22 protein-coding genes are annotated in these 22,973 nt (G+C 74.4%); 13 read left to right on the forward strand and 9 right to left on the reverse strand.

Going from position 1 to position 22,973, the window contains the following annotated elements:
* Positions 1-22: 22 nt before the first annotated feature.
* Positions 23-979 (reverse strand): LysR family transcriptional regulator, encoded by a 957-nt coding sequence (locus HT134_RS18300; protein ID WP_175601570.1) that lies wholly within the window; start codon positions 977-979, stop codon positions 23-25.
* Positions 980-1,061: 82 nt separating this feature from the next.
* On the opposite strand from HT134_RS18300, the gene HT134_RS18305 reads away from it, so the two are divergent.
* The 5 genes from HT134_RS18305 (at position 1,062) to HT134_RS18325 (ending at position 6,863) form a co-directional block, all read left to right on the forward strand.
* A complete protein-coding gene (locus HT134_RS18305) occupies positions 1,062-2,051 on the forward strand; it encodes a LacI family DNA-binding transcriptional regulator (protein ID WP_175601571.1) in 990 nt (329 codons plus the stop codon).
* Between the two features lie 94 nt (positions 2,052-2,145).
* A complete protein-coding gene (locus tag HT134_RS18310) occupies positions 2,146-3,492 on the forward strand; it encodes an ABC transporter substrate-binding protein (RefSeq protein WP_175601572.1) in 1,347 nt (448 codons plus the stop codon).
* A gap of 4 nt (positions 3,493-3,496) precedes the next feature.
* Positions 3,497-4,375: a carbohydrate ABC transporter permease gene (locus HT134_RS18315; protein WP_175601573.1), complete on the forward strand. Its 879-nt coding sequence runs from the start codon at positions 3,497-3,499 to the stop codon at positions 4,373-4,375.
* Positions 4,372-5,301, forward strand: coding sequence for a carbohydrate ABC transporter permease (locus tag HT134_RS18320; RefSeq protein WP_175601574.1), 930 nt, complete (start codon positions 4,372-4,374; stop codon positions 5,299-5,301). Before HT134_RS18315 ends, HT134_RS18320 begins: the two co-directional genes overlap by 4 nt.
* A 2-nt stretch (positions 5,302-5,303) precedes the next feature.
* Positions 5,304-6,863: a glycoside hydrolase family 13 protein gene (locus HT134_RS18325; RefSeq protein ID WP_175601575.1), complete on the forward strand. Its 1,560-nt coding sequence runs from the start codon at positions 5,304-5,306 to the stop codon at positions 6,861-6,863.
* On the opposite strand, the gene HT134_RS18330 is transcribed toward HT134_RS18325, so the two are convergent.
* Complete coding sequence (locus HT134_RS18330) at positions 6,850-7,329, reverse strand: cupredoxin domain-containing protein (RefSeq protein WP_175601576.1); 480 nt, start codon at positions 7,327-7,329, stop codon at positions 6,850-6,852. The two genes, HT134_RS18325 and HT134_RS18330, sit on opposite strands and share 14 nt — an antisense overlap.
* Before the next feature lie 78 nt (positions 7,330-7,407).
* The gene (locus tag HT134_RS18335) at positions 7,408-8,796 is read right to left on the reverse strand and encodes an MFS transporter (RefSeq protein ID WP_175601577.1); all 1,389 of its coding nucleotides are present in this window, start codon (positions 8,794-8,796) and stop codon (positions 7,408-7,410) included.
* Positions 8,797-9,361: 565 nt separating this feature from the next.
* Here HT134_RS18335 and HT134_RS18340 point away from each other — a divergent pair.
* The 3 genes from HT134_RS18340 to HT134_RS18350 all read left to right on the forward strand — a co-directional run bounded on the left by HT134_RS18340 (position 9,362) and on the right by HT134_RS18350 (position 13,396).
* Positions 9,362-10,558: an ROK family transcriptional regulator gene (locus tag HT134_RS18340; protein ID WP_175601578.1), complete on the forward strand. Its 1,197-nt coding sequence runs from the start codon at positions 9,362-9,364 to the stop codon at positions 10,556-10,558.
* Between the two features lie 415 nt (positions 10,559-10,973).
* On the forward strand, positions 10,974-11,666 hold the full coding sequence (locus tag HT134_RS18345; protein ID WP_175601579.1) for a response regulator: 693 nt from the start codon (positions 10,974-10,976) through the stop codon (positions 11,664-11,666).
* A 116-nt stretch (positions 11,667-11,782) separates the two neighbouring features.
* On the forward strand, positions 11,783-13,396 hold the full coding sequence (locus HT134_RS18350; protein ID WP_175601580.1) for a CocE/NonD family hydrolase: 1,614 nt from the start codon (positions 11,783-11,785) through the stop codon (positions 13,394-13,396).
* 45 nt (positions 13,397-13,441) lie between these two features.
* On the opposite strand, the gene HT134_RS18355 is transcribed toward HT134_RS18350, so the two are convergent.
* Both HT134_RS18355 and HT134_RS18360 read right to left on the reverse strand, forming a co-directional pair.
* Complete coding sequence (locus HT134_RS18355; protein WP_175601581.1) at positions 13,442-13,711, reverse strand: GlsB/YeaQ/YmgE family stress response membrane protein; 270 nt, start codon at positions 13,709-13,711, stop codon at positions 13,442-13,444.
* A 109-nt stretch (positions 13,712-13,820) separates the two neighbouring features.
* Positions 13,821-14,447, reverse strand: coding sequence for a TetR/AcrR family transcriptional regulator (locus tag HT134_RS18360; protein ID WP_175601582.1), 627 nt, complete (start codon positions 14,445-14,447; stop codon positions 13,821-13,823).
* Between the two features lie 71 nt (positions 14,448-14,518).
* On the opposite strand from HT134_RS18360, the gene HT134_RS18365 reads away from it, so the two are divergent.
* Positions 14,519-15,166 carry a hypothetical protein gene (locus tag HT134_RS18365; RefSeq protein WP_246364514.1) on the forward strand — a complete coding sequence of 216 codons (648 nt, stop codon included), beginning with the start codon at positions 14,519-14,521 and terminating at the stop codon, positions 15,164-15,166.
* A gap of 25 nt (positions 15,167-15,191) precedes the next feature.
* On the opposite strand, the gene HT134_RS18370 is transcribed toward HT134_RS18365, so the two are convergent.
* The 3 genes from HT134_RS18370 to HT134_RS18380 form a co-directional block, all read right to left on the reverse strand.
* Positions 15,192-16,538, reverse strand: coding sequence for a GH39 family glycosyl hydrolase (locus tag HT134_RS18370; protein ID WP_175601583.1), 1,347 nt, complete (start codon positions 16,536-16,538; stop codon positions 15,192-15,194).
* Between the two features lie 152 nt (positions 16,539-16,690).
* Positions 16,691-17,857, reverse strand: coding sequence for an SMI1/KNR4 family protein (locus tag HT134_RS18375; protein WP_246364613.1), 1,167 nt, complete (start codon positions 17,855-17,857; stop codon positions 16,691-16,693).
* Between the two features lie 45 nt (positions 17,858-17,902).
* A complete protein-coding gene (locus HT134_RS18380) occupies positions 17,903-18,691 on the reverse strand; it encodes a hypothetical protein (RefSeq protein WP_175601585.1) in 789 nt (262 codons plus the stop codon).
* A 213-nt stretch (positions 18,692-18,904) separates the two neighbouring features.
* On the opposite strand from HT134_RS18380, the gene HT134_RS18385 reads away from it, so the two are divergent.
* From HT134_RS18385 to HT134_RS18400, 4 genes are read left to right on the forward strand one after another with little or no spacing between them, the layout of a single operon-like run.
* Positions 18,905-20,086 carry a sensor histidine kinase gene (locus HT134_RS18385; protein ID WP_175601586.1) on the forward strand — a complete coding sequence of 394 codons (1,182 nt, stop codon included), beginning with the start codon at positions 18,905-18,907 and terminating at the stop codon, positions 20,084-20,086.
* Positions 20,083-20,790: a response regulator gene (locus tag HT134_RS18390; protein WP_175601587.1), complete on the forward strand. Its 708-nt coding sequence runs from the start codon at positions 20,083-20,085 to the stop codon at positions 20,788-20,790. The genes HT134_RS18385 and HT134_RS18390 overlap by 4 nt, the downstream gene beginning before the upstream one ends.
* Positions 20,775-21,236: a MarR family winged helix-turn-helix transcriptional regulator gene (locus tag HT134_RS18395; protein WP_175601588.1), complete on the forward strand. Its 462-nt coding sequence runs from the start codon at positions 20,775-20,777 to the stop codon at positions 21,234-21,236. Before HT134_RS18390 ends, HT134_RS18395 begins: the two co-directional genes overlap by 16 nt.
* Positions 21,233-22,252: a phosphotransferase enzyme family protein gene (locus HT134_RS18400; protein WP_175601589.1), complete on the forward strand. Its 1,020-nt coding sequence runs from the start codon at positions 21,233-21,235 to the stop codon at positions 22,250-22,252. The genes HT134_RS18395 and HT134_RS18400 overlap by 4 nt, the downstream gene beginning before the upstream one ends.
* Here HT134_RS18400 and HT134_RS18405 read toward each other — a convergent pair.
* A complete protein-coding gene (locus tag HT134_RS18405; protein WP_175601590.1) occupies positions 22,234-22,842 on the reverse strand; it encodes a dihydrofolate reductase family protein in 609 nt (202 codons plus the stop codon). The genes HT134_RS18400 and HT134_RS18405 overlap by 19 nt on opposite strands.
* Positions 22,843-22,973: the final 131 nt, after the last annotated feature.

The raw sequence follows: 22,973 nt of genomic DNA on the forward strand, positions 1-22,973 counted from the left end.
GGGCGCCGCGGCCCTTCCATCCTCACCGACGCCGGTCCGGCCCCGGAATCCCCGTACTGTCGACAACGCCTCCATACGCCCTATGGAGGTCGCGGCCCGCGGCGCGCAGCTCGGCGCCCAGGCGCTCCACGACCGGAGGCGGCGGACCGGCCGGCCGGAGGAAGCGGACGCTGCGCGCGCCGACGTCCTGCACCGGCACGCGTGCCACGGTGTCGTGGCCGCACTGCAGGGCCAGCTCGGGCACGAGGGCGACGGCGCCGCCCGCCGCCACGAAGCCGTGGATGACGCCGTAGTCGTCGCTGCGCAGCACGACGCGCGGCCGGAACCCGAGGGCCTGGCAGGTGGCGAAGAGCGTCTGGTCGCTCGGGTCGTACGAGCCGCGCGAGATGATCCAGCCCTCGGCCGCCAGCGTGGCGAGGTCCACGGGCCCGGCCACCGCCGACAGCGGGTGGCGGGCGGGCAGGAGCAGCCGGTACGGGTCGTCGAGCAGCGCCTCCACGTGCAGGTCGGCGCCGTAGCGGGCCTCGCCGCCGATGTCGTAGATGACGGCGCAGTGCAGGGACCTGGCGCGGGTCCGCGCGACCAGCTCCAGCGGCTCGGCCTCGGTCAGCTCGATCCGCACGTCCGTGCCCGCGGTGGCCCGCCGCAGCGCGCCCGGCAGCAGCCGCGACGCCGCCGTGCCGAACGCGCCGACGCGCAGCGTGGACACGCCGTGGCTCAGGCGCGCCTCGACGTCGGCCTCCACGGCCTCCAGGCGGTCCAGCACGAAGCCCGCGTGCTCCAGCACCAGCATCCCCACGTCCGTCAGCACGGCGCCGCTGGGACGCCGCTCCACCAGCCGCGCGCCCAGGTGCGCCTCCAGGGCGCCGAGGTGATAGCTGATCGTGGGCTGCCCGTAGTGCAGCCGGCGGGCCGCCCCCGCCAGCGAACCGGTGACCGCGATGGCCCGCAGGACCTCGAACTGGCGGATGTCGAACATCCACACATGCTATGGAGCGACGGGCTGCCGGATTGACGTAAGCGCTTGCAAATATTTGCGTGATCCGGCGTATAATTTGCGCATGACGCGACGACTGGCCGAGGTGGCCAAGAAGGTCGGGGTGAGCGAGGCGACGGTGAGCCGCGTGCTCAACGGCAAGCCGGGCGTGTCCGACGCCACCCGCGAGGCCGTGCTGACCGCGCTCGACGTCCTCGGCTACGAGCGGCCCACCCAGCTGCGCGGCGACCGGGCCCGGCTGGTGGGGCTGGTCCTTCCCGAGCTGCAGAACCCGATCTTCCCGGCGTTCGCCGAGGTCGTCGGCGGGGCGCTGGCCCAGCAGGGGTTCACCGCCGTGCTGTGCACGCGCACGGTCGGCGGCGTCTCCGAGGCCGACTACGTCCACCTGCTGCTCCAGCAGCAGGTCAGCGGCGTGGTCTTCGCCGGCGGCCTGTACGCCCAGGCCGACGCCGCCCACGGGCACTACGAGCTGCTGCACGAGCGCGGCCTGCCCACCGTCCTGGTCAACGCGGCGGTGGAGCGCCTCGACTTCCCGCAGGTCTCCTGCGACGACGTCGTGGCCGCCGAGATCGCCCTGGCCCACCTGCGGGCGCTCGGCCACGAGCGCGTCGGCATGGTCCTCGGCCCGAAGGACCACGTCCCGTCGCGGCGCAAGCTGGAGGCGTTCCAGGCGGCCGGCGGCGACCCGGAGCTGGTCGAGCGCGCGATGTTCTCGCTGGAGGGCGGCCACGCGGCGGCGGCCCGGCTGGTGGCGCGCGGCGTCACCGGCGTGATCTGCGCCAGCGACCTGCTGGCGCTGGGCACCGTGCGGGCCGTGCGGCGCGCCGGGATGTCCGTGCCCGGCGACGTGTCGGTCATCGGCTTCGACGACTCGGCGCTGATGAACTGCACCGACCCCCCGCTCACCACCGTGCGCCAGCCGATCGACGCCATGGGCCGGGCGGCCGTGGACCTGCTGGTCGCGCAGATCGACAAGGCCGTGGTGCCCGCCGACGAGCTGCTGTACGAGCCGGAACTGGTGGTACGGGCGTCAACCGCCCGAGTTCGTGCGTGATGTAGTCGTTATCTTGCAATAGTTCGTCGAGATATTGCAGTTCATGGTTCGCGATCCTATGGTGTGGGCACCTCGCACCAGAAGGGTCGAACCCATGCAGAGAACCACAGGGCTCTTACTGGCCACCGTCCTCGGCCTCTCCGCCACCGCCTGCGGGGCCGGCGAGCCCGGCACGCCCGCGTCGAAGGGCGCCGCGGTGACGATCACGGTGGCCTGCCAGCCCGCCAGGTCCGCGCCCAAGGAGCGCGCGGCCTGGGACGACGACGTCGCCGCGTTCATGAAGGCGCATCCGGGCGTGACGGTGAAGAGCACCGACCAGCAGCCCTGCTTCGACCCCAAGACGTTCGGGCCGAAGCTGGCGGGCGGCCAGATGGAGACCGCGTTCGTGGTGCCGGTGACCAACTACGCCGACGTGATCGGCAAGGGCCAGGCCATGGACATCTCCGCGTACACCGGCGAGATCAAGAACTGGAACGACCTGCGCGCCGACGTCCGCGAGCTGGTCACCAAGGACGGCAAGGTGTACGGCGTCCCGAACGTCCACTACAGCGTCGGCCTGGTCTACAACCGCAAGCTGTTCACCCAGGCCGGCCTCGACCCCGACGCCCCGCCCGCCACGTGGGCGGAGATCCGCGAGGCCGCCCGGAAGATCGCCGCGCTCGGCCCCGGTCACATCGGCTACGGCGAGTACTCCGGCGGCAACACCGGCGGCTGGCACTTCACCCAGGCCCTGTACGGCCGCGGCGGCGCCGTCCTCACCGACGACGGCAAGAAGGCCGCCTTCAACTCGCCCGAGGGCAGGGCGGTGCTCCAGACCCTGCACGACATGCGCTGGAGCGACAACAGCATGGGCAGCCGGCTGCTGGTCGGCTGGGAGTCGCTGATGATGGCGATGGGCAGCGGCAAGGTCGGCATGATGCTCGGCGCCCCCGACGTGGTCACCGACGTGGTCAACAAGTTCAAGGGCAACGTCGCCGACTACGGCATCACCGGCTTCCCCGAGGCCAAGGCGTCGCTGAGCGGCGGCGAGGCGTTCATGATCAACCCGAGGGCGACCCCCGAGCAGGCCAGGGCCGCCCTCCAGTGGCTCGACTTCCGCTACAACACCGTCGGCAAGGGCCGCTTCGACTTCGCCCGCGGCAAGACCCTCGGCAACCCCGTCGGCGTCCCCGACAACGACGTCTACGGCGACTCGGCCACCGGCAGGGCGATCCAGGCCGAGCGGGAGAGGAACGCCACGCTCCCGGTGCGGAACTACGCCCCCTACGTGCGGGCCGCCGCCGCCGTGCCGCCCAAGGCCGAGCCCGCCCACGCCCAGGAGCTGTACGCGATCCTCGACGTGGTGATGTCCGGGGTGCTCAGCCGCCAGGACGCCGATCCCGGCAAGCTGCTCGCCGACGCGGAGGCCAAGGCCAACGCGCTGCTGGCCGCCAAGGGCTGACCGCGTGCGCGTCCTGAAACGCAACCTCACGGCCTACGGGTTCCTGTGCGCGGCGCTGGCCTGCTTCGCGGTGTTCGCCTGGTACCCCATGGTCAGGGAGTTCGTGCTGAGCTTCCAGCGGACCAACCTGGTGGACCCGCCCGTATGGGTGGGGCTGGACAACTTCGCGGCCGTCGTCCGGGACCCGGCGTTCGGCACGGCGTGGCTGAACACCCTGGCGTTCACGGTGCTCGCGCTGATCTGCGGCTACGCCGTGCCGTTCGGCACCGCGCTGGTGCTCAACGAACTGCGGCACGCCCGGGGCTACCTGCGCTTCGTCGTCTACCTGCCGGTCATGCTGCCGCCGATCGTCGCGGTGCTGCTGTTCCGGTGGTTCTTCGACCCGGGCCCCGGGCTGTTCAACCAGATCCTCGGCCTGTTCCACCTGCCCGGCCTGGCCTGGCTCGACTCCTCCTCCACCGCGCTGATCTCGCTGGTCATCGTCTCGACGTGGATGAACATGGGCAGCGCCACGCTCATCTACCTGGCGGCGCTGCAGAACATCCCGTCCGAGCTGTACGAGGCGGCCGAGCTCGACGGGGCGGGCATCCTCGCCCGGATCCGGCACGTCACGATCCCGCAGACCCGGCTCATCCTGCTGCTCATGCTGATGCTGCAGATCGTGGCCACCATGCAGGTGTTCATCGAGCCGTACATGCTGACCGGCGGCGGCCCGGAGAACGCCACCGTCACGGTCGCGTACCTGATGTACCAGTTCGCCTTCACCTACGGCGACGGCTACGGGCAGGCCGGGGCGCTCGGCATGATGCTCATGCTCGCACTGCTGGTCTTCGCCGCCTTCCAGCTCCGCCTCACCCGGGACGACCGCGAGGTGACGGCATGATCTCCGTCGGCGCCCGCGCGTCCGCCCGCCGCGCCCGCGGAGGGCGCCGGCCCAGGCCGATCGAGGTGCGCTTCCGCACCATCGTCTCGCCGCACCAGCTCAACAGCCGGTGGGGACGGCGGATCTACTGGGCCGTCCTGCTCACCGTGCTCACCCTCTCCACGCTGGCGTTCGTCTTCCCGCTGTACTGGATGGTCACCGGCGCGATGAAGTCCGGCGAGGAGCTCGCCCGGATGCCGCCCACCCTCGTGCCGGAGGCTCCCACGCTGGACGCCTTCGCCGAGGCGTGGCAGCTGTTCGACATCGGGCTGCTGCTGCGCAACACCGCCTTCTACGCGCTGGGCGGCTGGCTGGTCACGATGGCCGTGGACGTGAGCGCCGCCTACGCCCTGTCGAAGCTGCGGCCCGCGCTCGGCAACGTCGTCCTCGGCGCCATGCTGGCGACGCTGATGGTGCCGCCCATGGTGGTGCTGATCCCGCTGTACGTCACGGTCTCCGACCTCGGGCTGCTCAACAACCCGTGGGGCCTGTGGCTGCCGGCGGCGGCCAACGGGTTCAACATCTTCCTGCTCAAGCGCTTCTTCGACTCCATACCGAAGGAGCTCGTCGAGGCGGCGCGCATCGACGGCGCGGGCCCGCTGCGGGTGCTGTGGTCGGTGATCCTGCCGGTGTCGCGGCCCATCCTCGGCGTGGTCTCCATCTTCACGATCGTCACCTCGTTCAAGGATTTCGTCTGGCCGCTGCTGGTCATGACCGACAGCGACAGGATGACGATCAGCGTCGGCCTGTCGCAGACCGCCGGAGCGGTCCCGCAGAACACGATCATGGCCGGGCTGGTGATCGCCGGGATCCCGACGATCATCGTGTTCTTCTTCTTCCAACGGCACATCATGGCGGGCCTGACCGCCGGGAGCAGCAAAGGATGAGCATGTCGCGTACGTGGTGGCGGGGGGCCGCGATCTACCAGGTGTACCTGCGCAGTTTCGCCGACGGCAACGGCGACGGCTGCGGGGACCTGGCCGGGCTGCGCTCCCGCCTCGGATACCTCAAGGACCTCGGGATCGACGCCGTCTGGCTCAACCCGTGGTACCCGTCGCCGATGGCCGACGGCGGCTACGACGTGGCCGACTACCGGGACATCGAGCCCGTCTTCGGCACCCTGGCCGAGGCGGAGGCGTTCATCGCCGAGGCGCACGAGCACGGCATCAAGGTCATCATCGACGTCGTGCCCAACCACAGCTCCACCGCCAGCGCCTGGTTCCAGGAGGCGCTGGCCGACCCGCGGGCCAGGGACCGGTTCTGGTTCCGCGACGAGCCGAACGGCTGGTCGTCGATCTTCGGCGGGCCGGCGTGGACCCAGGTGCCCGACGGTCAGTGGTACCTGCACCTGTTCGCCCCCGAACAGCCCGACCTCAACTGGGACAACCCGGAGGTGCACCGCGAGTTCGAGGACGTGCTGCGCTTCTGGTTCGACCGGGGCGTCGACGGGTTCCGCGTCGACTCGGCCGCGCTGCTGGTCAAGTCGGACGACGCGTACGAGGACCTGGACGGCGTGCACGACGTCTACCGGCGCTGGCGCGAGATCGCCGACGAGTACGGCGACGAGCGGGGCGAGCGGGTGCTGATCGGCGAGGTGTGGCTGCCCGACCAGGAGCGCTTCGCCCGCTACCTGCGCCCCGACGAGCTGCACACGGCCTTCAACTTCGACTTTCTGTCCTGCCCCTGGGACCCGGCCGAGCTGCGCCGGGTCATCGACCTGACCCTGGCCACGCACCTGCCGATCGGCGCCCCGCCGACGTGGGTGCTGTCCAACCACGACGTGACCCGCCCCGTCACCCGCTACGGCAGGGCCGACACCGGTTTCCAGCACGGCGGCCGGCTCCACGGCAGCCCCTCGGACCCGGAGCTGGGGCGGCGCCGGGCCAGGGCGGCGGCGCTGCTGGCGATGGCGCTGCCCGGCGGCGTGTACGTCTACCAGGGCGAGGAGCTCGGCCTGCCCGAGGTGGAGGACCTGCCGGACGAGGTGCGGCAGGACCCCATGTTCGCCCGGTCGGGCGGCGCCAACCCGGGCCGCGACGGCTGCCGCGTGCCGCTGCCCTGGTCGGGGGAGGAGCCGCCGTTCGGCTTCGGCGGGCCCGGCCCGTCCGCCCCGCCGTGGCTGCCGCAGCCGGAGGGCTGGCGCAAGCTCACGGCGCAGGCGCAGCTCGCCGACCTGGACTCGATGCTGACGCTCTACCGCTCGGCGCTGCGCCTGCGGCGCGACCTGCTCGGCGACGGCACGCTGACCTGGCTGCCGTCGGAGGCCGGCGTGCTGGCCTTCCGCCGCGAGTCGGGCCTGGTGTGCGTGTCCAACCTCGGCCCCGTCGCGGTGCCGCTCCCGCCGGGGGAGCTGCTGCTGGCCAGCGGGCCGGTGGAGGGGGGTGCGCTGCCGCCCGACACGACCGCCTGGGTGACCGGCGGCCCCGGGCCGGGCGTCAGCGGACGATGACCGCGGTGTCCATGCCGAGGTCGCGGTGGTCGTCCACCGGGCACCACACCTCGTAACGCCCCGGCCGGAGGGTGACGGTGAGGCTCGTCCGCTGCCCCGGCAGGATCGTCGCGGACTGCGCGACGCCCGGGATGCCGGGGCCGTCCACGGTCATGGCGTGCGGCGCGCTGCCGGCGTTGCTGAGCAGGAACGTGTAGGTGCCGGCGGTCAGGTCGTGCCAGGGGAGCGAGAAGGAGTACTCGTCCATGGTCACGCTGACCATGGTGGGCCTGACGGCGGGCGTGGCCGCGACCTGGGCCCGGGCGCGGGCTCCGGTCCGTGGTGGGGACTGCGGCTGGGGCTGGGACGTCGTGGCCCCGGACGGGGCGACGACGTGGCCGCAGCCGGACAGCCCCAGCAGCGTCGCCGTTGCCGCCGTCGCCGCGGCGGCGCCCGTCGCGAGCGTCCGGCGCCTGTTCGCGTCCATGAGGACCCCCTTCCCCCACGGGCGGTCCTGTCCCTCTCCACGGATCCTTCCGGGCGGGGGTTCACGGCGGGGCGGGGCTCACCTGGCGTCGCGCCGGCGGCGGATCCAGGCGGGAAGGGTGGCGGCGGCCAGCACGGCCGCCAGGGGCAGCACCGTGACCAGGTACGCCGTCCGCAGGTCGAGCGCGCCGCCCACCGAGGCGAGCACCGCCGGGGCGGCCAGGATCGCGGTGCCGGAGGCGAGTGCGCCGTACGCCGCCGAACTCGCCGCCGCGAGCCCCGGCACCTGCACCAGCCGGGCGAGCGTCACCGGATAGAACGGCGCGATGCCCACCCCGGCCACCACGAGCCCCGCGGCGACCGGCAGCGGCGCGTCGGCGAGGGCCACGGCGAGCGTCCCGGCCGCCGCGAGGCCGCACCCGAGCGGGACGACCGGCAGCCGGCGGGCGATCAGCCGCGGCGCCACCAGCCGACCGGCCGCCATCCCGACCAGGAACGCGGTGGCCGTCGCCGCGGCTGCGCCCGCGGTCAGCCCGGCGGCCTGGAGCCGGGCGGTGGCCCAGATCGTGAAGCAGAACTCCATGGACACGCCCACCACGATGGCTCCCCACCTCCCGGCGACCCGCCATCGCCACGAGGCCGCACCCCGGCCGCTCTCACGTTCACCGCCTTGGGCGGCCGATCGACGAGGCGAACCGGACCGGTGACGAGCGACAGACCCATGAGCGCCCTCAGGGTGATCCGCGGGCCGCCTGTCAGCGGCGCCCTGAGCCGGCGCCCCCTGGACCACCCACGTGCCGCTGGCACCTCCAGCCGCCGACGCCCCGCAGAGCTCTTCCGCTGTTGGCGCGCCGCTGAGGTGTTTCGCTGTTGGGGCGCCGCTGGGGCCCTCCGTCGCTGGTACGTCGCTGAGGTCTTCCGCCGTTGGCGCGCCGTTGAGGTCCTCCTCCGCCGATACGGCTCTGAGGGTGTCGGCCGCGAGGAGCAGCAGGGGCGGAACGGCGAGCAGGAGCGCGAGCCGCCCGTTCACCGCGGGCGTGTCGAGGGCGCCGATGGCGAGCGGGCCGAGCAGGGCACTGACGCTGCCGGCGGCGTTGGCCCGGGTCAGCCGCGCCGCCGCGTCCGGCCCGCGGAGCAAGGCAGGGATCACGAGGACCAGCCCGGCCGCGCCGAGACCGAGCAGGAGCGCCCCCGCAGCCGCGGGCGGGGCGACGGGCGCGGTGGCGAGCAGCGCCGCCCCGGCGGCGGCGACCAGGGCCGATCCCAGCATCGCCCGCCGGGGCCCGTACCCGAGCGCCCAGCGTCCCACGGCGCCCACGACCAGCAGACCGGCGCCGAACGACGACGCCAGCCACGCCAGCTCGCCCGCCGGGGCGCCCAGGTCGCGAGCCAGCAGCACCAGGCACGCGCCGAGACTGTTGACCATGAACCCGAGCGCCACCTGCGCGAACGCGACCTGCCTGGCCACCCGCCGCCCTCCCGAACCGGCCCCCGGCTCCGCCCGGCTCCTTTCCATCTCTCCCGCCCCCGGATCCGCCGAGCTCCTTGCCTTCTCTCCCGCCCCCGGCTCGTGCCTCCCCTGCGCTCGGACCGCCTCACCCTCTCCCGCCGCCGCGCGCTCCTCCTTCTTGACCGCCTCTCCTCCCGCTGCGACCTGGGTTTCGACCTGAGGCACGTCTGCCTCTTCCACCCCCCGGCGGGCCGCGCCGTGATCTGACGCCTCCCGAAACCCCTCGGAGCCCGCTACGGCGCGACACGTCGCCTCCGGGCGGGGCGCGCGGGCCGGAAGCCGATCGTCCGGCGTCGTCGTGCGTTCCTGACCGGCGCCCGGCTGGTCATCGGCGCGGCGGCGGCTCATCGGGCCCACAGGCAGACAGCGCGTCGCGGCGCGCCGCAGCGCGAGCGGAGACGGCCTGAGGCCGTTACATCGGGAAAAATCGCGGGGAGCGGGTCGAGATTCAGCCGTTGTCGCCGCACAGGGGGGCTCCTCCCATTAAACTCGTCTCACGAGCATAAAGGAGGCGACCATACCCATGGCAAGCCCCACGGGCCGTGCCAGGTCCGTACGCGCCCGCGACGCCCGCTGGCGCGGCGCCCTCGCCGTCCTGGACGAGATGCGCCGCCGCCCCGGCGTCACCAGGGCGGACGTGGCCCGGCGGCTCGCGCTGTCCACCGGGTCGGCCACCGAGATCACCGCCCGGCTGCGCGAGCTCGCGCTGCTCTCCGAGACCCCGGCCGCCGCCACCGGACGGGGACGTCCCACCACCGTGCTCCACCCGCATCCCCGGGGCCCGGTGGTCATCGCCGTGGACCTCCGCCAGGAGGACTGGCGGTGCGCCGTCGCGGAGATCGACGGCCGGCCGCGCGTCAGCGAGGAGGGCAGGCACGGGAGCCGGCACCCGGCCAAGGTGGTCGCCGCGGTCGGCGAGGCGGTGCGCCGCGTCCACGACCGGTTCGGCGGGCGCGTGCGGGCCGTGGCGGTGGCGGTGGCCGCGACCGTACGGCACGGCGCTGTCGTGCAGTCCGCCACCCTGGGCTGGGACGCGGTGGACCTCACCGGGCTGGCTCCGGCTCCCGGCCTGCCGTTGCTCGTGGGCAACGACGCGACGCTGGCCGGCGCGGCCGAGGCCCGGTACGGCGCCGCCGCCGGGGCCGGTACGGCGCTGCACGTCACGATCGAGGTCGGCGTGGGCGGCACCCTGGTCGTGGACGGCCTGCCGATCGAGGGGGCGACCGGAGCCGGGGGCGAGTTCGGGCACCTCCCGCTCGGCGACCCCGCGCTGCGCTGTCCCTGCGGGGCCCTGGGCTGCTGGGACCTGGCCGTGGACGGCCGCGCCATCGCCCGGCACCTGGGCGAGCCACCTCCCCGGGACCCGCGCAGCTACGCCCAGGCCGCCTTGGCCAGGGCGGAGGGTGACGCGGCGGTACGGTCGGCCGTCGGGCGCACGGCGAGCGGGTTCGGACGCGGGATCGCCGGGCTGATCAACGCGCTGGATCCCGGCATCGTCACGCTCGGCGGCTTCGCCGAGCCGCTGCGCGCCGCGGCCGCCGAGGAGTTCGCCGCGGCGCTGACCGACGGGCTGATGCGCTTCCGCCGCGCGGATCCGCCGCCCGTGGTGGCCGCCACGCTCGGCGACGACGGCGCCCTGCACGGTGCGGCGGCCATCGCCCTCGACCGCGTACTCACCGAGGAGGGCCTCGACGCCTGGGCCGCCGACCACACGGGCTGACCACCGGCCAGGCGTCCGAGGTCGTGGAGCGCCGCGGGGGTCCTTCGTGTCGTGGTCTACGGCTGGTGAGCCGCCGCACCTCCGTGCCACGGGCTCGGCTCGTATGCCGCCGTGGTCCCCGGCTGCCGGCCGAAGAGCGCGCGCCATGTGCGTTGTGGAGTCCGCCCGGGGGCGTACGCCCCCGGGCCGATGCCCGGCCGGCGGGCGATGGCTACGATCGACCGCGTGCCCCAGGACCCGAACCGCGCCCCTCTGCCGCAACGCGCGGACGTACGGCCGACGCCCTCCCCGTGCCGCCACCCATCACCCGGACGAGAGCCCGCACTGCTGCTGATCCCGGGAGCGCACCGCATGACCGGTCCGGAGAGACCGGCGCGCCCCGAGGAGCCTGCCGCCGGGGGAGATGCGGGCTGAGATGGCGATTCGAGAGGAGGCGGCGGAGCCGGAGGCGGCGGTCCGGGTCGTGCTCGCGGACGACCAGCCGCTCGTCCGCGCCGGTCTGCGCACGGTCATCGACGGCACGGCGGAGGCTCACGTGGTGGGGGAGGCCGGCACCGGTGCCCAGGCCGTACGGCTGGCGAGGGAGCTGCGCCCCGACGTGGTGCTGATGGACATCCGCATGCCCGGCATGGACGGCATCGAGGCCACCCAGATGATCACCTCGGGCCTGCCCGGGACGCGGGTCGTCATCCTCACCACCTTCGACGACGACGACAACGTCTACGCCGCGCTGCGAGCCGGGGCCAGCGGGTTTCTCGTCAAGGACATGGCGCTGGACGACATCCTGACCGCCGTGCGCGTGGTCGCCGCCGGGGACGCGCTCATCGCGCCCGGCGTCACCCGCCGCCTCATCGAGGAGTTCGCGGCCCGCCCCGCCGCCGCCGTCCAGCGCCCGCGCGAGCTCACCGCTGTCACCGAGCGGGAGCGCGAGGTGCTGACTCTCGTCGGCCGCGGCCTGTCCAACGCCGAGATCGCGGCGAGCCTGCACATCAGCCCCGGCACCGCCAAGGCGCACGTGGCGAGCCTGCTGGCCAAACTGGGCGCCCGCGACCGGGTCCAGCTCGTCATCGCCGCCTACGACGCCGGTCTGGTGTCGCCGTCTCGATGACAGCTCGCATGCCGCTCTCGCGTGCTCGCGACGCTTGATCTTCTTGTTGAAGGACGGCCAATATCGACATGGGGGCGCAGGTCCGTCAGGAGAGACCACGACAAGGAGCGGCACCCGTGAACCTGATCAGCCGCCTCATCGAGCGCAAGCTGGAGCTTCCCCCGCCGCTGACCCGCGACCTCGTCGTCCGGCGGGACCTGCGCGTGCCGATGCGCGACGGCGTCGAGCTGCTGGCCGACCGGTGGGCGCCGCGCGCCGGGGGAGAGGCGCTGCCGACCGCGCTCATCCGCTGCCCGTACGGCAGGCGCGGGCTGCTCGCCCAGGCCCTGGCCAGGCCGCTGGCCGAACGCGGATACCAGGTGCTGGTGCAGAGCACCCGGGGCGGCTTCGGCTCCGGCGGCGAGTTCGACCCGCTGCGGCAGGAGCGCGAGGACGGCCTGGCGACGCTGGACTGGCTGATCGCGCAGCCGTGGTTCGGCGGCGCCGCCGTGCTGGTCGGCATGAGTTATCTGGGCTACGTCCAGTGGGCGGTGGCCGACCGGCTGCCGCCGCAGGTCAAGGCGATGATCCCGCAGGTGAGCGAGTCGGCTCTGACGCTGGAGTTCCTGCGCGAGGACGGGCTGTCGCTGGAGACGCCGTTCGAGTGGGGCGCGCTCGTCGCGGTCCAGGAACGCCGCGGCGCGCTGCTCCGCCGGCCGTTCCAGGCGCGCAGGGTGCGGCGCGCGCTGGCCACGCTCCCGCTGAACCGGGCCGACGTCGTCGCCGTCGGCCGGCGCTCGGCCTACCTCCAGGACATCCTCGCCCGCCCCGCCGGCGACCCGCGCTGGACCGGCCTCGACCACCGCCACCGGGTGGCCGCGACGAGCGTGCCGGTCAGCTCGATCGCCGGCTGGTACGACATCTTCCTGCCCGGCCAGCTCCGCGACTTCCGCGTCCTGCAGGAGGCGGGCAGGCCGGCCCGGCTGACGGTCGGGCCGTGGACGCACGCGACGTTCACGAACACGGCGGTGATCGAGGCCGTCGAGTTCGGGCTCGCCCACGCGCGCGGCGAGCAGCCGCCCGAACGCGCGCCCGTCCGGCTGTACGTGACGGGGGAGGAGGCGTGGCGGGACTTCTCCTCCTGGCCGCCGGCCGGCTACCCCGAGCGGCGCCTCCACCTCCAGCCGGACGGCGGCCTGTCCGCCGGGCCGCCGCCGGAGTCGGAGCCCGACCGGTACCGCTACGACCCGGCGGACCCGACGCCCGCGGTCGGCGGCGTGCGCATGTCCGGCGGCGGCCGCGTCGACAACACCGCCCTGGAGGCCCGCGCGGACGTGCTCACCTACACCACCGGGGTGCTCGGCGCGGACGTCGAGGTGGTCGGCGAGGTCGGCGCCGAGATCTGGTTCCGCTCCAGCCTGCCCTTCGCCGACGTCTTCGTCCGGCTCTGCGACGTCGGCCCGGACGGTCGCTCGGTCAACGTGTGCGACGGCCTGACGAGCCTGCCGGGCGCGGACACGGTCACCCGGGCCGACGTCCGGCTCTGGCCGGCCGCCCACCGCTTCCGGCGTGGCCACCGCATCCGGGTGCAGGTCTCCAGCGGCGCCTTCCCCCGCTACGCCCGCAACCCCGGCACGGGCGAGCCGCACGCCACCGCCACCACCCTCCGGGCCGCCGACCAGGCCGTCCACCACGACCCCGAGCACCCGTCCGCGGTGATCCTGCCCGTCCGGGACGCCGCCGCCCCCTGACGGTCCTGAACGCGGTGACACGCCGCGGAGCCGCGAGCGGAGCGGCTACACGTGGCGCTTGGCGTACACCCCCGCGGCGAGGGCCACGCCCGCGGCGGCGAGCACGACCTGGATGATCAGTTCGATCCAGTCGATCCCCTTGGTCGAGGCGACGCCCAGCGCGCCCGCGATGGCGGTGCCGATGAGCGCCGCGACGATGCCGATCACGATGGTGAGCCAGACGGGGATGCTCTGGCGTCCCGGTACGACGAGCCGTCCGAGCACGCCGATGATGAGCCCGATGATGAGGGCGGAGATGATGCCGGTGACCGCCACGCTGCACGCTCCCTCAGTCAGCCGCAGGTCTGGCCGGGGCGCTGAACGCACCCCGACATCTTGATGTTTCCCCCGGGCGGAACCGGGAAACCGTCCCGTACCCGCACATTCAGCTCAGTAGCTCACGGACCAGCGCCTCGCTCCACCACCGCTCCACCCGGTCGGGCGACCAGCCGCGCTCCGCGGTGAGCGTCGTGTACACGTCGATGCCGCACAGGCCCGCGTAGACGTCGAGGGCGGCCGGCACGTCCAGGCCCGGGCGCAGCACTCCCGCGGGCCACGCCGAGAACACCGCCGCGCGGATCCCGTCGGCGCGCTCGCGGCCGTCGCGGTAGACCGCCGCCAGCTCGGGCTCGCTGCGGCCGGCCTCGCGCAGCAGCATGATGACGTCCCCGGCGCGCTCGTACAGGCGCCGGTCGAAGGCGCTCATCGCGGCGAGCTGCCGCGCGGGATCGTCGCCCGCGGCCTCCAGCTCGGCGAGCTCCCGTCCCGGGTCGGCCGACAGGTCCGCGGCGTCGGCCAGCGCCCGGGTGAGCCCGGCCTTGTTGCCGTACACCGCGTACACCGTCGGCGCCGAGACCCCGGCCTCGCGGGCCACGTCGCGGACGGTCGTGGCGGCCCACCCCCGCTCGACGAACAGCCGGCGCGCGGCGCGGGCGATCTCGGCGCGCGTCTCCAGGGCCTGGGCCGTACGGCGGAGCGAGTCGTAACGGCGCTGACCCACCTCTGCGTTCATGACTGGCACCCTAAGCCTTTACGATGCTTATATTGAATATAAAGTGCGTAAAGAAGCTTGGAGGCATCGTCATGCGCTTCTCCCGGATCGGCGGCGTCGCCGCGGTGGGCTTCGCCGCCGCGATCGTGACCGCGAACCTGATCATGGCCCCGGCCGGCCTGCCGCTCACCGGCGCCGAAGACGCCGAGGTCAGCGCGTTCTTCGCGGCCAACGGCGACGTCGTCGGCGCCGGGTCCGCGCTCACGCCGCTCGCGTGGGCGCTGGCCACCGTGTTCGGCGCGGGCGCGGTGTCCGTGCTGTGGCCGTCCGAGCGGGAGCGGGGCGAGGCGTGGTCCCTGGTCGGCTTCGCGGGCCTGGCCTTGCAGAACGTCACCTTCGCCGGGATCATCGCGGCCCGCCTCGCGCTGGCCAGGACGGCTCCGGCCGACCCCGGCGCGACCCCCGGCCTGTGGGCGTGGCACGACGCGATGTTCACGCTCAACGGCACGTTCCTGGCCGTCGCCCTCCTCGGGCTGTCCGTGGCCGGGCTCCGCGCGCGGTTCATCCGCCGCTGGCACGCGGCGCTGGGGTTCGTGGCGGCCGGGCTCCAGTTCTCCTCGGCCTGCCTCGCGTTCGCGGTGATGAGGGGGGAGGGGCCGCTCGGCCTCGTCGGCCTGGCCGGCTGGCTGGCCTGGGTGGCCTGGATCGCCGTCTACGGCATGCGCCTGATCCGCGCGTAGCCGGTGCGGTTGCGCCGCCGGGGCGTCAGCGGCCGCTCCACTTGATCTCGTACGGCTGGAGCATGACCTGCCGGCCGTCCACGGTCGCGGAGACCGGCGCGTCGGCCGTGTTGACCATGAGCAGCTCGCGCGGCTGCGCCAGCACGCGGACGCGGGGATCGGAGGAGGCGACCGCCTCCAGCTCCGCCCCGGCCGGGAACCAGCGGGCGAACTCGGTGACCAGCGTCCCGCTGGGCTGCGGCTCGCCCGTGCGGGGAGCCCACATGCAGCCCACGCAGGGGCCGTCCTTGGCCTGCGGGTTCCAGTACAGGGCGGTGGCGGCGCCGGCGCGCGCGAGCTCCATCATCGAGACGGCCTGCACCGCCAGGCGCTTGGGCTCCTCCCACGTGGTGCCGTCCTCCGGCACGAAGTACCACTCCGACCACCAGACGGGCATGTCGCCGGTGCGCTGCCGCAGCCACGCGGTGACCGCGCCGAACTTGTCCAGCGCGCCGAACTCGTCCGGCCGCAGCTCGTGGGTCTCGGTGGGGGAGGCGCCGTCCACGACGACGAAGTCGGCCCCCTTCTTGTGCTGGAACCAGTAGTCGAAGGCGTCCAGGGCGTTCTGGTTGACCACCCCCCAGGGGCCGCGCAGCTCCGACGCGCCGTCCTCGTCGCTGTCGAACCCGATGTACGGCCCGCCGACCTGGGCGTCCGGCCGGGCCGCCTTCACCGCCGCGTACACCTTGTTGTAGAGCTCGGTGTAGCCCTTGAAGTCGGCCGGCTTGGAGTGGTCCTTCCAGAAGCCCTTGAGCTCGTTCCACACCATGAAGTACTTCACGTCGCCGTAGCGGGTGGCGACGGCGGCGGCGAGCCGGGCGAAGTCGTCGTAGTGCTCGGGGTACGGCGCGTCCTCCAGGTGCTCCTTCCAGGCCGACTCCTCGGTCGGGCCCTCGGGGCCGCCCTTCATCCAGTCGGGGGCGCAGCACAGCGTGATGACCGGGGTGGCGCCCGACTCCCGCATGAGGCCGACCCGGCTGTCGAGGTCCTCCCAGAAGAACTCGCCGCGGCGCGGCTCGGGGTTGAGCGCGCCGAAGCCCATGATGTGCTGGTTCTGCAGCATCGGCGTGCGGGCCAGCGTCCCGGCCACCGTCCGCTCGAAGTCCGGGCTGACGTTGTTGGCGCTGACGCCGGTGTGGGTGAAGCCCCAGCGCGGCCAGCCGGCGTCCACGGGCGGCGGTTCGGCGATCGCCCTCGGCGCGGACGGCGCGGCTCCGGACGCCCGCCCGGTCGGGGCCGTCTCGCCGGTGGGGACGCCCGTGCCGCCTCCGGGGGAGCAGCTCGCCACGGCGAGGACCGCCGCCATGACCGCCGCCATGACCGCCGCCGCCATGAGCGGTCTCCGTGCGGGTCGCGGGCGTCCCGCCGGCGGGTGGAAAGCCGATGTCACCTGATCCCCATCCGATCCGCGGTCGATGCAGGGATGTAGCGTTCCACGCCGGGCGTAAGGCCGTCGTATCGAGGGCTCTCTTCACAGCCCAATCGTTATCGCCGGGCGCGCACCGTCCATTCCAGCTCGCCGGCGACCACCTCGGGCTTCCAGTAACCGATGGCGCGGCCCTTCTCCAGGGCGTCGGCGGTGGCCTTGAGGAGGGTGTGGTAGGAGCGGATGCGGACACCGCCGGGGGTGAAGTCCATGGTGCCCTCGTTGTCGGTGTCACCGACGTCGCGCCGTACGGAGTCGACGACGAGGTGGTTGCCGGATCCGTCGGCGCCGACGGGGAGCATGCGCCCGTCCCACCATTCCGAGCGCGGGTCCGACTCCTCGCCGCCGTAGTCCTCGTCGTCGACGTCGCAGAGGCCGCGCCAGGTGTCGAGGATCTCCCGGACGCTGAGGCTGGTGTTGCCGAGGAAGCCGAAACCCCAGGTGTCCTCCGCGGTGACGGCCCCGTCGTGGCGCAGCAGCGAGGCGCGCAGGTCGTCGGGCAGGCGCCGGCCCATCCGGGCCTCGACCGCCGCGACGGCGGCGGGCTCGGCGGGCCCGGCCAGCGTCCGGCGGCTCTTCGGGGCGTGGGTTCTCAGCCATCGCTCGATGCGCCGCCACTGCCGGTGGACCGCCCGGGTGACCTTCGCGTCCGGCGCGAGCGCGGGGAGGGCGGCGCGGCTCGGGGGGTGACAGTCCGGGTCGGGAACCGCCACGGGTTCCGGGCCGGACGCCGTCCCTTCTCGACGCAGCTCGGCGAACAGGCAGTCGGCGCCGGGCGGGTCCGTGAGGCATGGCCGCTCCTGGGAGGGGCCCCAGGAGGTCGCCGGCTCCTTGGAGAAGACCGCCGACTCCAGGACCTGGCCGCCGGCGGCGACCAGGCACAGCGCGAGGCCCACGGCGCCCCAGCGGGTCAGGCGGCGGCGGGTGGCCTCGTCCAGCGGCTGCCTGGCGGGGCGGTCGTGGCCGCCCTGGAGGAACGCCGGGATCCTGGCCGGCCCGGCGGCGGCGTAGCGGGCGAGGTCCTCGGCGGTGGGCGCGCCGAGGACCGGGGCCGGCGGCCACCGGTCCACGGGCGGGCCGGCGGGGCCCGCGGGCCGGGCGGCCGCGTGCTCGTGCCGTACCGGAGCGGGCAGCGCCGGGCGGCGGCGGGAACGGACGATCAGGACGATCGCCGCCGCCACCGCGGCCGCCGCGAGGGCGAGCCACACCCTCCGCGAGATGATCATTCGCCGCACGCCCGGCAGAGTACCCCGGATCGGGCCGCGACGAGATCACGCGGCGGCGCGCTCGCGCTGGAACAGCCGGACGCCGGCGACCGCCAGCGGCAGGAACAGCAGACTGAACGCGGCGCCCACCACGTAGGTGAGCTGGACGGGGATGAGCGTCATCCCGGCGAACGCGGCGAGGTAGACGGCGCTCAGCCACCAGCCGACGACCCCCGCCCGCGCCAGCCCGGCCGACAGCGCCAGCAGCCCGAGGAAGGCGAGCAGCTCGGTGCCGCTCCACAGCGGCATGAAGGCGGAGCCGTCCACCGTGTCGGAGATGCGGACGGCCACGTCGAGCGGGAGCTGCCGCCCGGTGACCATCCGCCACCAGTCGTCGCGCACGGCGCCGGAGACGTTCAGCAGGCCGATCGCCGTGGCCAGGGCGCCGAGCAGGGTGGGCCAGGCGCCCTTGCGGCCGCGCACCAGGCCGGGCACGGCCAGGGCGCCGAGGGCCCCGGCGACGAGGCCGTAGTGCAGCAGCATGGCCGACAGCTCGGTCAGGGACGTGTCGCGGGCCAGCGAGGTGATGTAGTCGGCCGCCGAGTCCGACACCTGGGGCGGGCAGGTCATCATCCCGGCCAGCATGAGCGCGGGCCCGGCGACGAGGGCGCCGGCGGCCGCGCGCCGCAGCACGCGGGCCGGCCTTCCGGTGTCGCCCGGCGCGACGGCGGCGCCGTTCGCGGCGCGGCTGTTCGCGGGGCCGTTCACGACACCGTCGGCGGGGCCGTTCAGAGGGCCGTTCACGGAGCTGTTCAGCGGGCCGGCGGCGTCAGCGGCGGGGGAGAAGGCGGTCATGTCGTACCTCCGGTGAGGGGTGGCGTCTCGTTGACGTGGACCACTGTCGCGTCCGGGCGGCGCGCGGCGCGTCCGCCGTTTCGCACCGTCGTCCCTCGCCGTCCCGGCGGACGGCGGCGAGGCGGGGTCCCCCTCATGGCGGACCCGTGGGACGGGCCGGGTCCGCCGTCCGGCGGAGCCGCCGGGCGGCGGCCCTGGTTACGATCGGTGGCCATGACGACGAGACGGCTGCCCGACCCCCGCCTGATACCGCTGGTGTTCGGGCCGGTCATCGGGGTGCTGGCGGTGCTGGAGACGCGGCTGGACGACGGGTTCGGCGCGGCGGCGACGGCCACCTGGGTGACGGGGGTGCTGCTGGCCGCCGGTGTGGTGCTGGCGGCCTGGGCCCCGCTGGCGGGCGCGGTCGCGGCGGCGGTGTGCCTGCCGCTGAGCGTGGTCGTCTTCGACGGCCCCGGCATGGGCGGGGCCGGCATGATCGGGCTGATCGGCGTGGTCGCGTGGGTGGGCCGGCGGGAGCCGCCGCGCCGCTCGGCCGTCGCGCTGGGCGTGGCGGCCGTGTCGTTCACCGTCGTGTCGATCGCGGCCGGGGGCTCGGCGTGGGAGCTGTTCTTCGTGCCGGCCGTGCTGCTGCCGGGCTGGTCGATGGGGCTGCTGGCGCGGCGCAGCGGCGAGCGGGCGCTGCGCCTGGCCGAGCTGGCGGCGGCGCTGGACGCCGAGCGGGAGGCGAACGCGCAGGCCGCCGTCGCGCAGGAGCGCACGCGCATCGCGCGCGAGGTCCACGACGCGGTGGCGCACTCGGTCAGCGTGATGACGTTGCAGCTCGGCGGGCTGCGGCGGCTGCTGGCGGACCGGCCGGCCGAGCAGGAGGTCGTGGCCGGGCTGGAGCGGCTGGGCCGGCAGACGGTGGAGGAGATGCGCGGCCTGGTGGGCATCCTGCGCGAGCGCGTGGACGGCGGCGAGACGGCGCCGGTGCCGTCGCTGGAGCGGGTGGAGGAGCTGGTCGGGGACGTGCGCGCCGCGGGTCTGCCGGTGCGGCTGGACGTCGCGGCGGACCTGCCCCGGCTGCCCCCGGTGCTGGACCTGACCGCGTACCGGGTGCTGCAGGAGGCGCTGACGAACGTGCTGCGGCACGCCGGGGCCGCCCCCACGACCGTCGTGCTCGGCCGCGAGGGGCAGGCGCTGCTGCTGGAGGTGCGCAACGACCCCGCGTCCGGGAGCGCCCCGGCGGGCCGGCCCGCGGGCGGGGCGGCCGGCGGCGGCCACGGCCTGGTCGGCATGCGGGAGAGGCTGGCGATGGTGCAGGGCACGCTGCGGACGGGCCCCGAGCCGGACGGCGGCTTCGCCGTGCGGGCCCGCTTCCCGCTGCCCAGGACGTGGGAGAGGACGACGGCATGACGGTCTCGGTGGTGCTGGTCGACGACGAGGCGATGGTCCGCGCCGGGCTGCGCATGGTGCTGAGCGGGGAGCCGGACATCGAGGTGGTCGGCGAGGCGTCCGACGGGCTGGAGGCGCTGGACCTGGTCGCCCGTACCCGCCCGGACGTGGTGCTGATGGACGTGCGGATGCCGCGCATGGACGGGCTGGCCGCGGCGCGCCGGCTGGTGGCGGAGCATCCGGGCAGCAAGGTGGTGGTGCTGACCACGTTCGACGAGGACGAGCACGTGGCGGCCGCCCTGCGGGCCGGGGTGAGCGGGTTCCTGCTGAAGGTGTCGCCGCCGGAGCAGCTCGTCGAGGCGGTCAGGACGGTGGCGGCCGGGGGCGGGCTGCTCGACCCGGCGGTCACGCTGCGCGTCATCGCCGCGTTCGCCCACCGGCCCGGCGAGGGCGACGGGCCGGACCGTACGGCGGAGCTGGCCTCGCTGACGGGCCGGGAGACGGACGTGCTGCGGCTGCTGGCGGGGGGCCTGACCAACACGCAGATCGCCGCCCGGCTCTACCTCGGGGAGGCGACGGTCAAGACACACCTGTCGCGGGTGCTGATGAAGCTGGGGCTGACCAGCCGGGTCCAGGCCGTGGTGTTCGCCTACGAGAGCGGGCTGGTGCGCCCCGGCGAAACCGCTGGAGGCGGGGACGATTCTGGAGTATGCAGGACACCGTGACCGACGACCTGGACGTGGACGCCTTCACCGCGGCGATCGAGAACTTCAACCGCTTCTACATCCGGCTTCCGGTGCTGGAGAAGCTGCCGTTCACGACGCTGTCGGTGCTGGACACCCTCGCGTCCGCCGACGGGCCGATGCGGCTGACCGAGCTGACCAGGACGGAGCAGATCAGCCAGCCGGCCGTCACGCAGCTCGTCACCCGCCTGGAGCGCGACGGGCTCGTGGAGCGCCGCCCCGACCCGCGGGACGGGCGCGCCGTGCTCGTGCACATCACCGAGGCGGGCCGGCGGATCGGCCGGGCGCGGCACGAGGACCGTACGCGGCACCTGCTGCCGCTCGTCGCCCGGCTCACCCCCGAGCAGCGGCGGGCCATCGCGGGCGCGCTGCCGGCGCTGGCCCGCCTCGCGGAGCTGGGCCGGGGCGCGGCGGCGGAGAACGAGTGACGGCGCCCGGCCGGCCGGAGGCGGCGCCGGAGCTGGTCGCCCGGGCGCGGGAGGCGTTCGGGTGGGGCGAGGACGTCGTGGTGACGGCGGGGCCGCGCGGCGCGCTGGGGCAGATCTGGCGGGTCGAGTCCGGCGCGGAGCGCTACGCGCTGAAGGAGATCTTCGCCGAGCCGCCGTCGGCGGCGCAGGTCGTGGCGGAGCTGGACCTGACGCGGCGCGCGGCGGAGGCGGGCGTGCGGATGCCGGCGAGCCTTCCCGACCGCGCCGGACGCCACCTGCTGCCGGCGCCCGGCGGGAGCTGGCTGCGGCTGTACGAGTGGGTGGACCTGCGGCCGGTGGATCCGGCGGGCCGGGCGACGCCCGGCGAGCTGGGCGCGTTACTGGCGCGCCTGCACCGGTGCGCGCCGCCGTCGTCGGCCGAGGCGGGCGGCGGGCGGCCCCACCCGTGGTACGACCGGGTGCCCGCGCCGGAGGCATGGGAACGGGCGGCGGCGTCGGGCGCGCGGTGGGCGGAGCGGCTGGCCCGGAGGCTGGCCTGGCTGCCGGAGCTGACCGCGGCGGTGACGCCGGCCGATCCGGCCGCCCTGGTCGTGTGCCACCGCGACCTGCACCCGGAGAACGTGCTGGCCGGCCCCGGGGGCGGCCTGGTGGTCGTGGACTGGGACAACCTGGGGCCGGCCGCGCCGGCGCGCGAGCTGGCCCAGGCGCTGTTCGACTGGTTCTGCGACGGCTCGGGCCCGGACCTCGGCGCGATGCGGCGCATGTACGACGCGTACGTGCGCGAGGGCGGGCCCGGGCGGATCACCGGGCCGGCGGACTTCTCGATGCTGGTGGCGTCCCGGCTGAACTTCCTGCTCCTGCAGGCCGGTGTCGCACTCGACCCGGAGGCCGAGCCGCGGCACCGCGCCTGGGCCGAGCGGGAGATCGACGAGATGTCGCGCCTGCTGCCGGACCCGCGATGGCTCGCCGAGGCGCTGGAGCTGCTGGGCGGCCGGGCTCAGGCGACGGAGCCGTAGCGGGGCTTGCCGGCCCGCTCGTAGGTGAGGTGGACGACGCCCGCTTCGGTGGTGGCCGAGCCGGTCAGCCGCAGCCCGGCCGGGGCGGTGCCCTCGGCGAACAGCCGCTTGCCCTCGCCCAGGACGACGGGGAAGACGAGCAGGCGGTACTCGTCGACCAGCTCGGCCCGCTGCAGGGTGCGGATGAGGTCGCTGCTGCCCTGGACGAGGATCACGCCGTCGGTGTCGCGCTTGAGGTCGGCGACGGTGTGGGCGGCGTCGCCCACGAGGACGTGGGTGTTGTTCCACGTGGCGTCCATGGGCGTCCTCGTGGTGACGTACTTGGGCATGCCGTTGATCTTGGCGCCGCCCTCCTCGTCGGGCACGCCGGGCCAGTACGAGGACAGGATGTCGTAGGAGCGGCGGCCGAGCAGCATGCTCGCGGCGCGGTCGAGCTGCTCGCCCATGATGCGGCCGAACCCCTCGTCCACGTGCGGGGGCAGCCAGCCGCCGTGCGGGAAGTCGTTGGAGTCGTCCTCGCCGGGGCCGCCGGGGCCCTGCATGACACCGTCCAGCGACACGAACGTCGAAACCACCAGCCTGCCGGCCATCTGTCACTCCCTCTGTCGTGCTGCTTCGTCGTGCCTCCACCCTGCCGGAACGCGTTTACGGTTTTCTTACGGCATCCCTAACGCGCCGGTCGCCGGATCCCCCTCTCTCTTTCGAGAGCACCGCTCTTGAC

It is taken from the genome of Nonomuraea rhodomycinica (assembly GCF_013363995.1).
Classification (GTDB): domain Bacteria; phylum Actinomycetota; class Actinomycetes; order Streptosporangiales; family Streptosporangiaceae; genus Nonomuraea; species Nonomuraea rhodomycinica.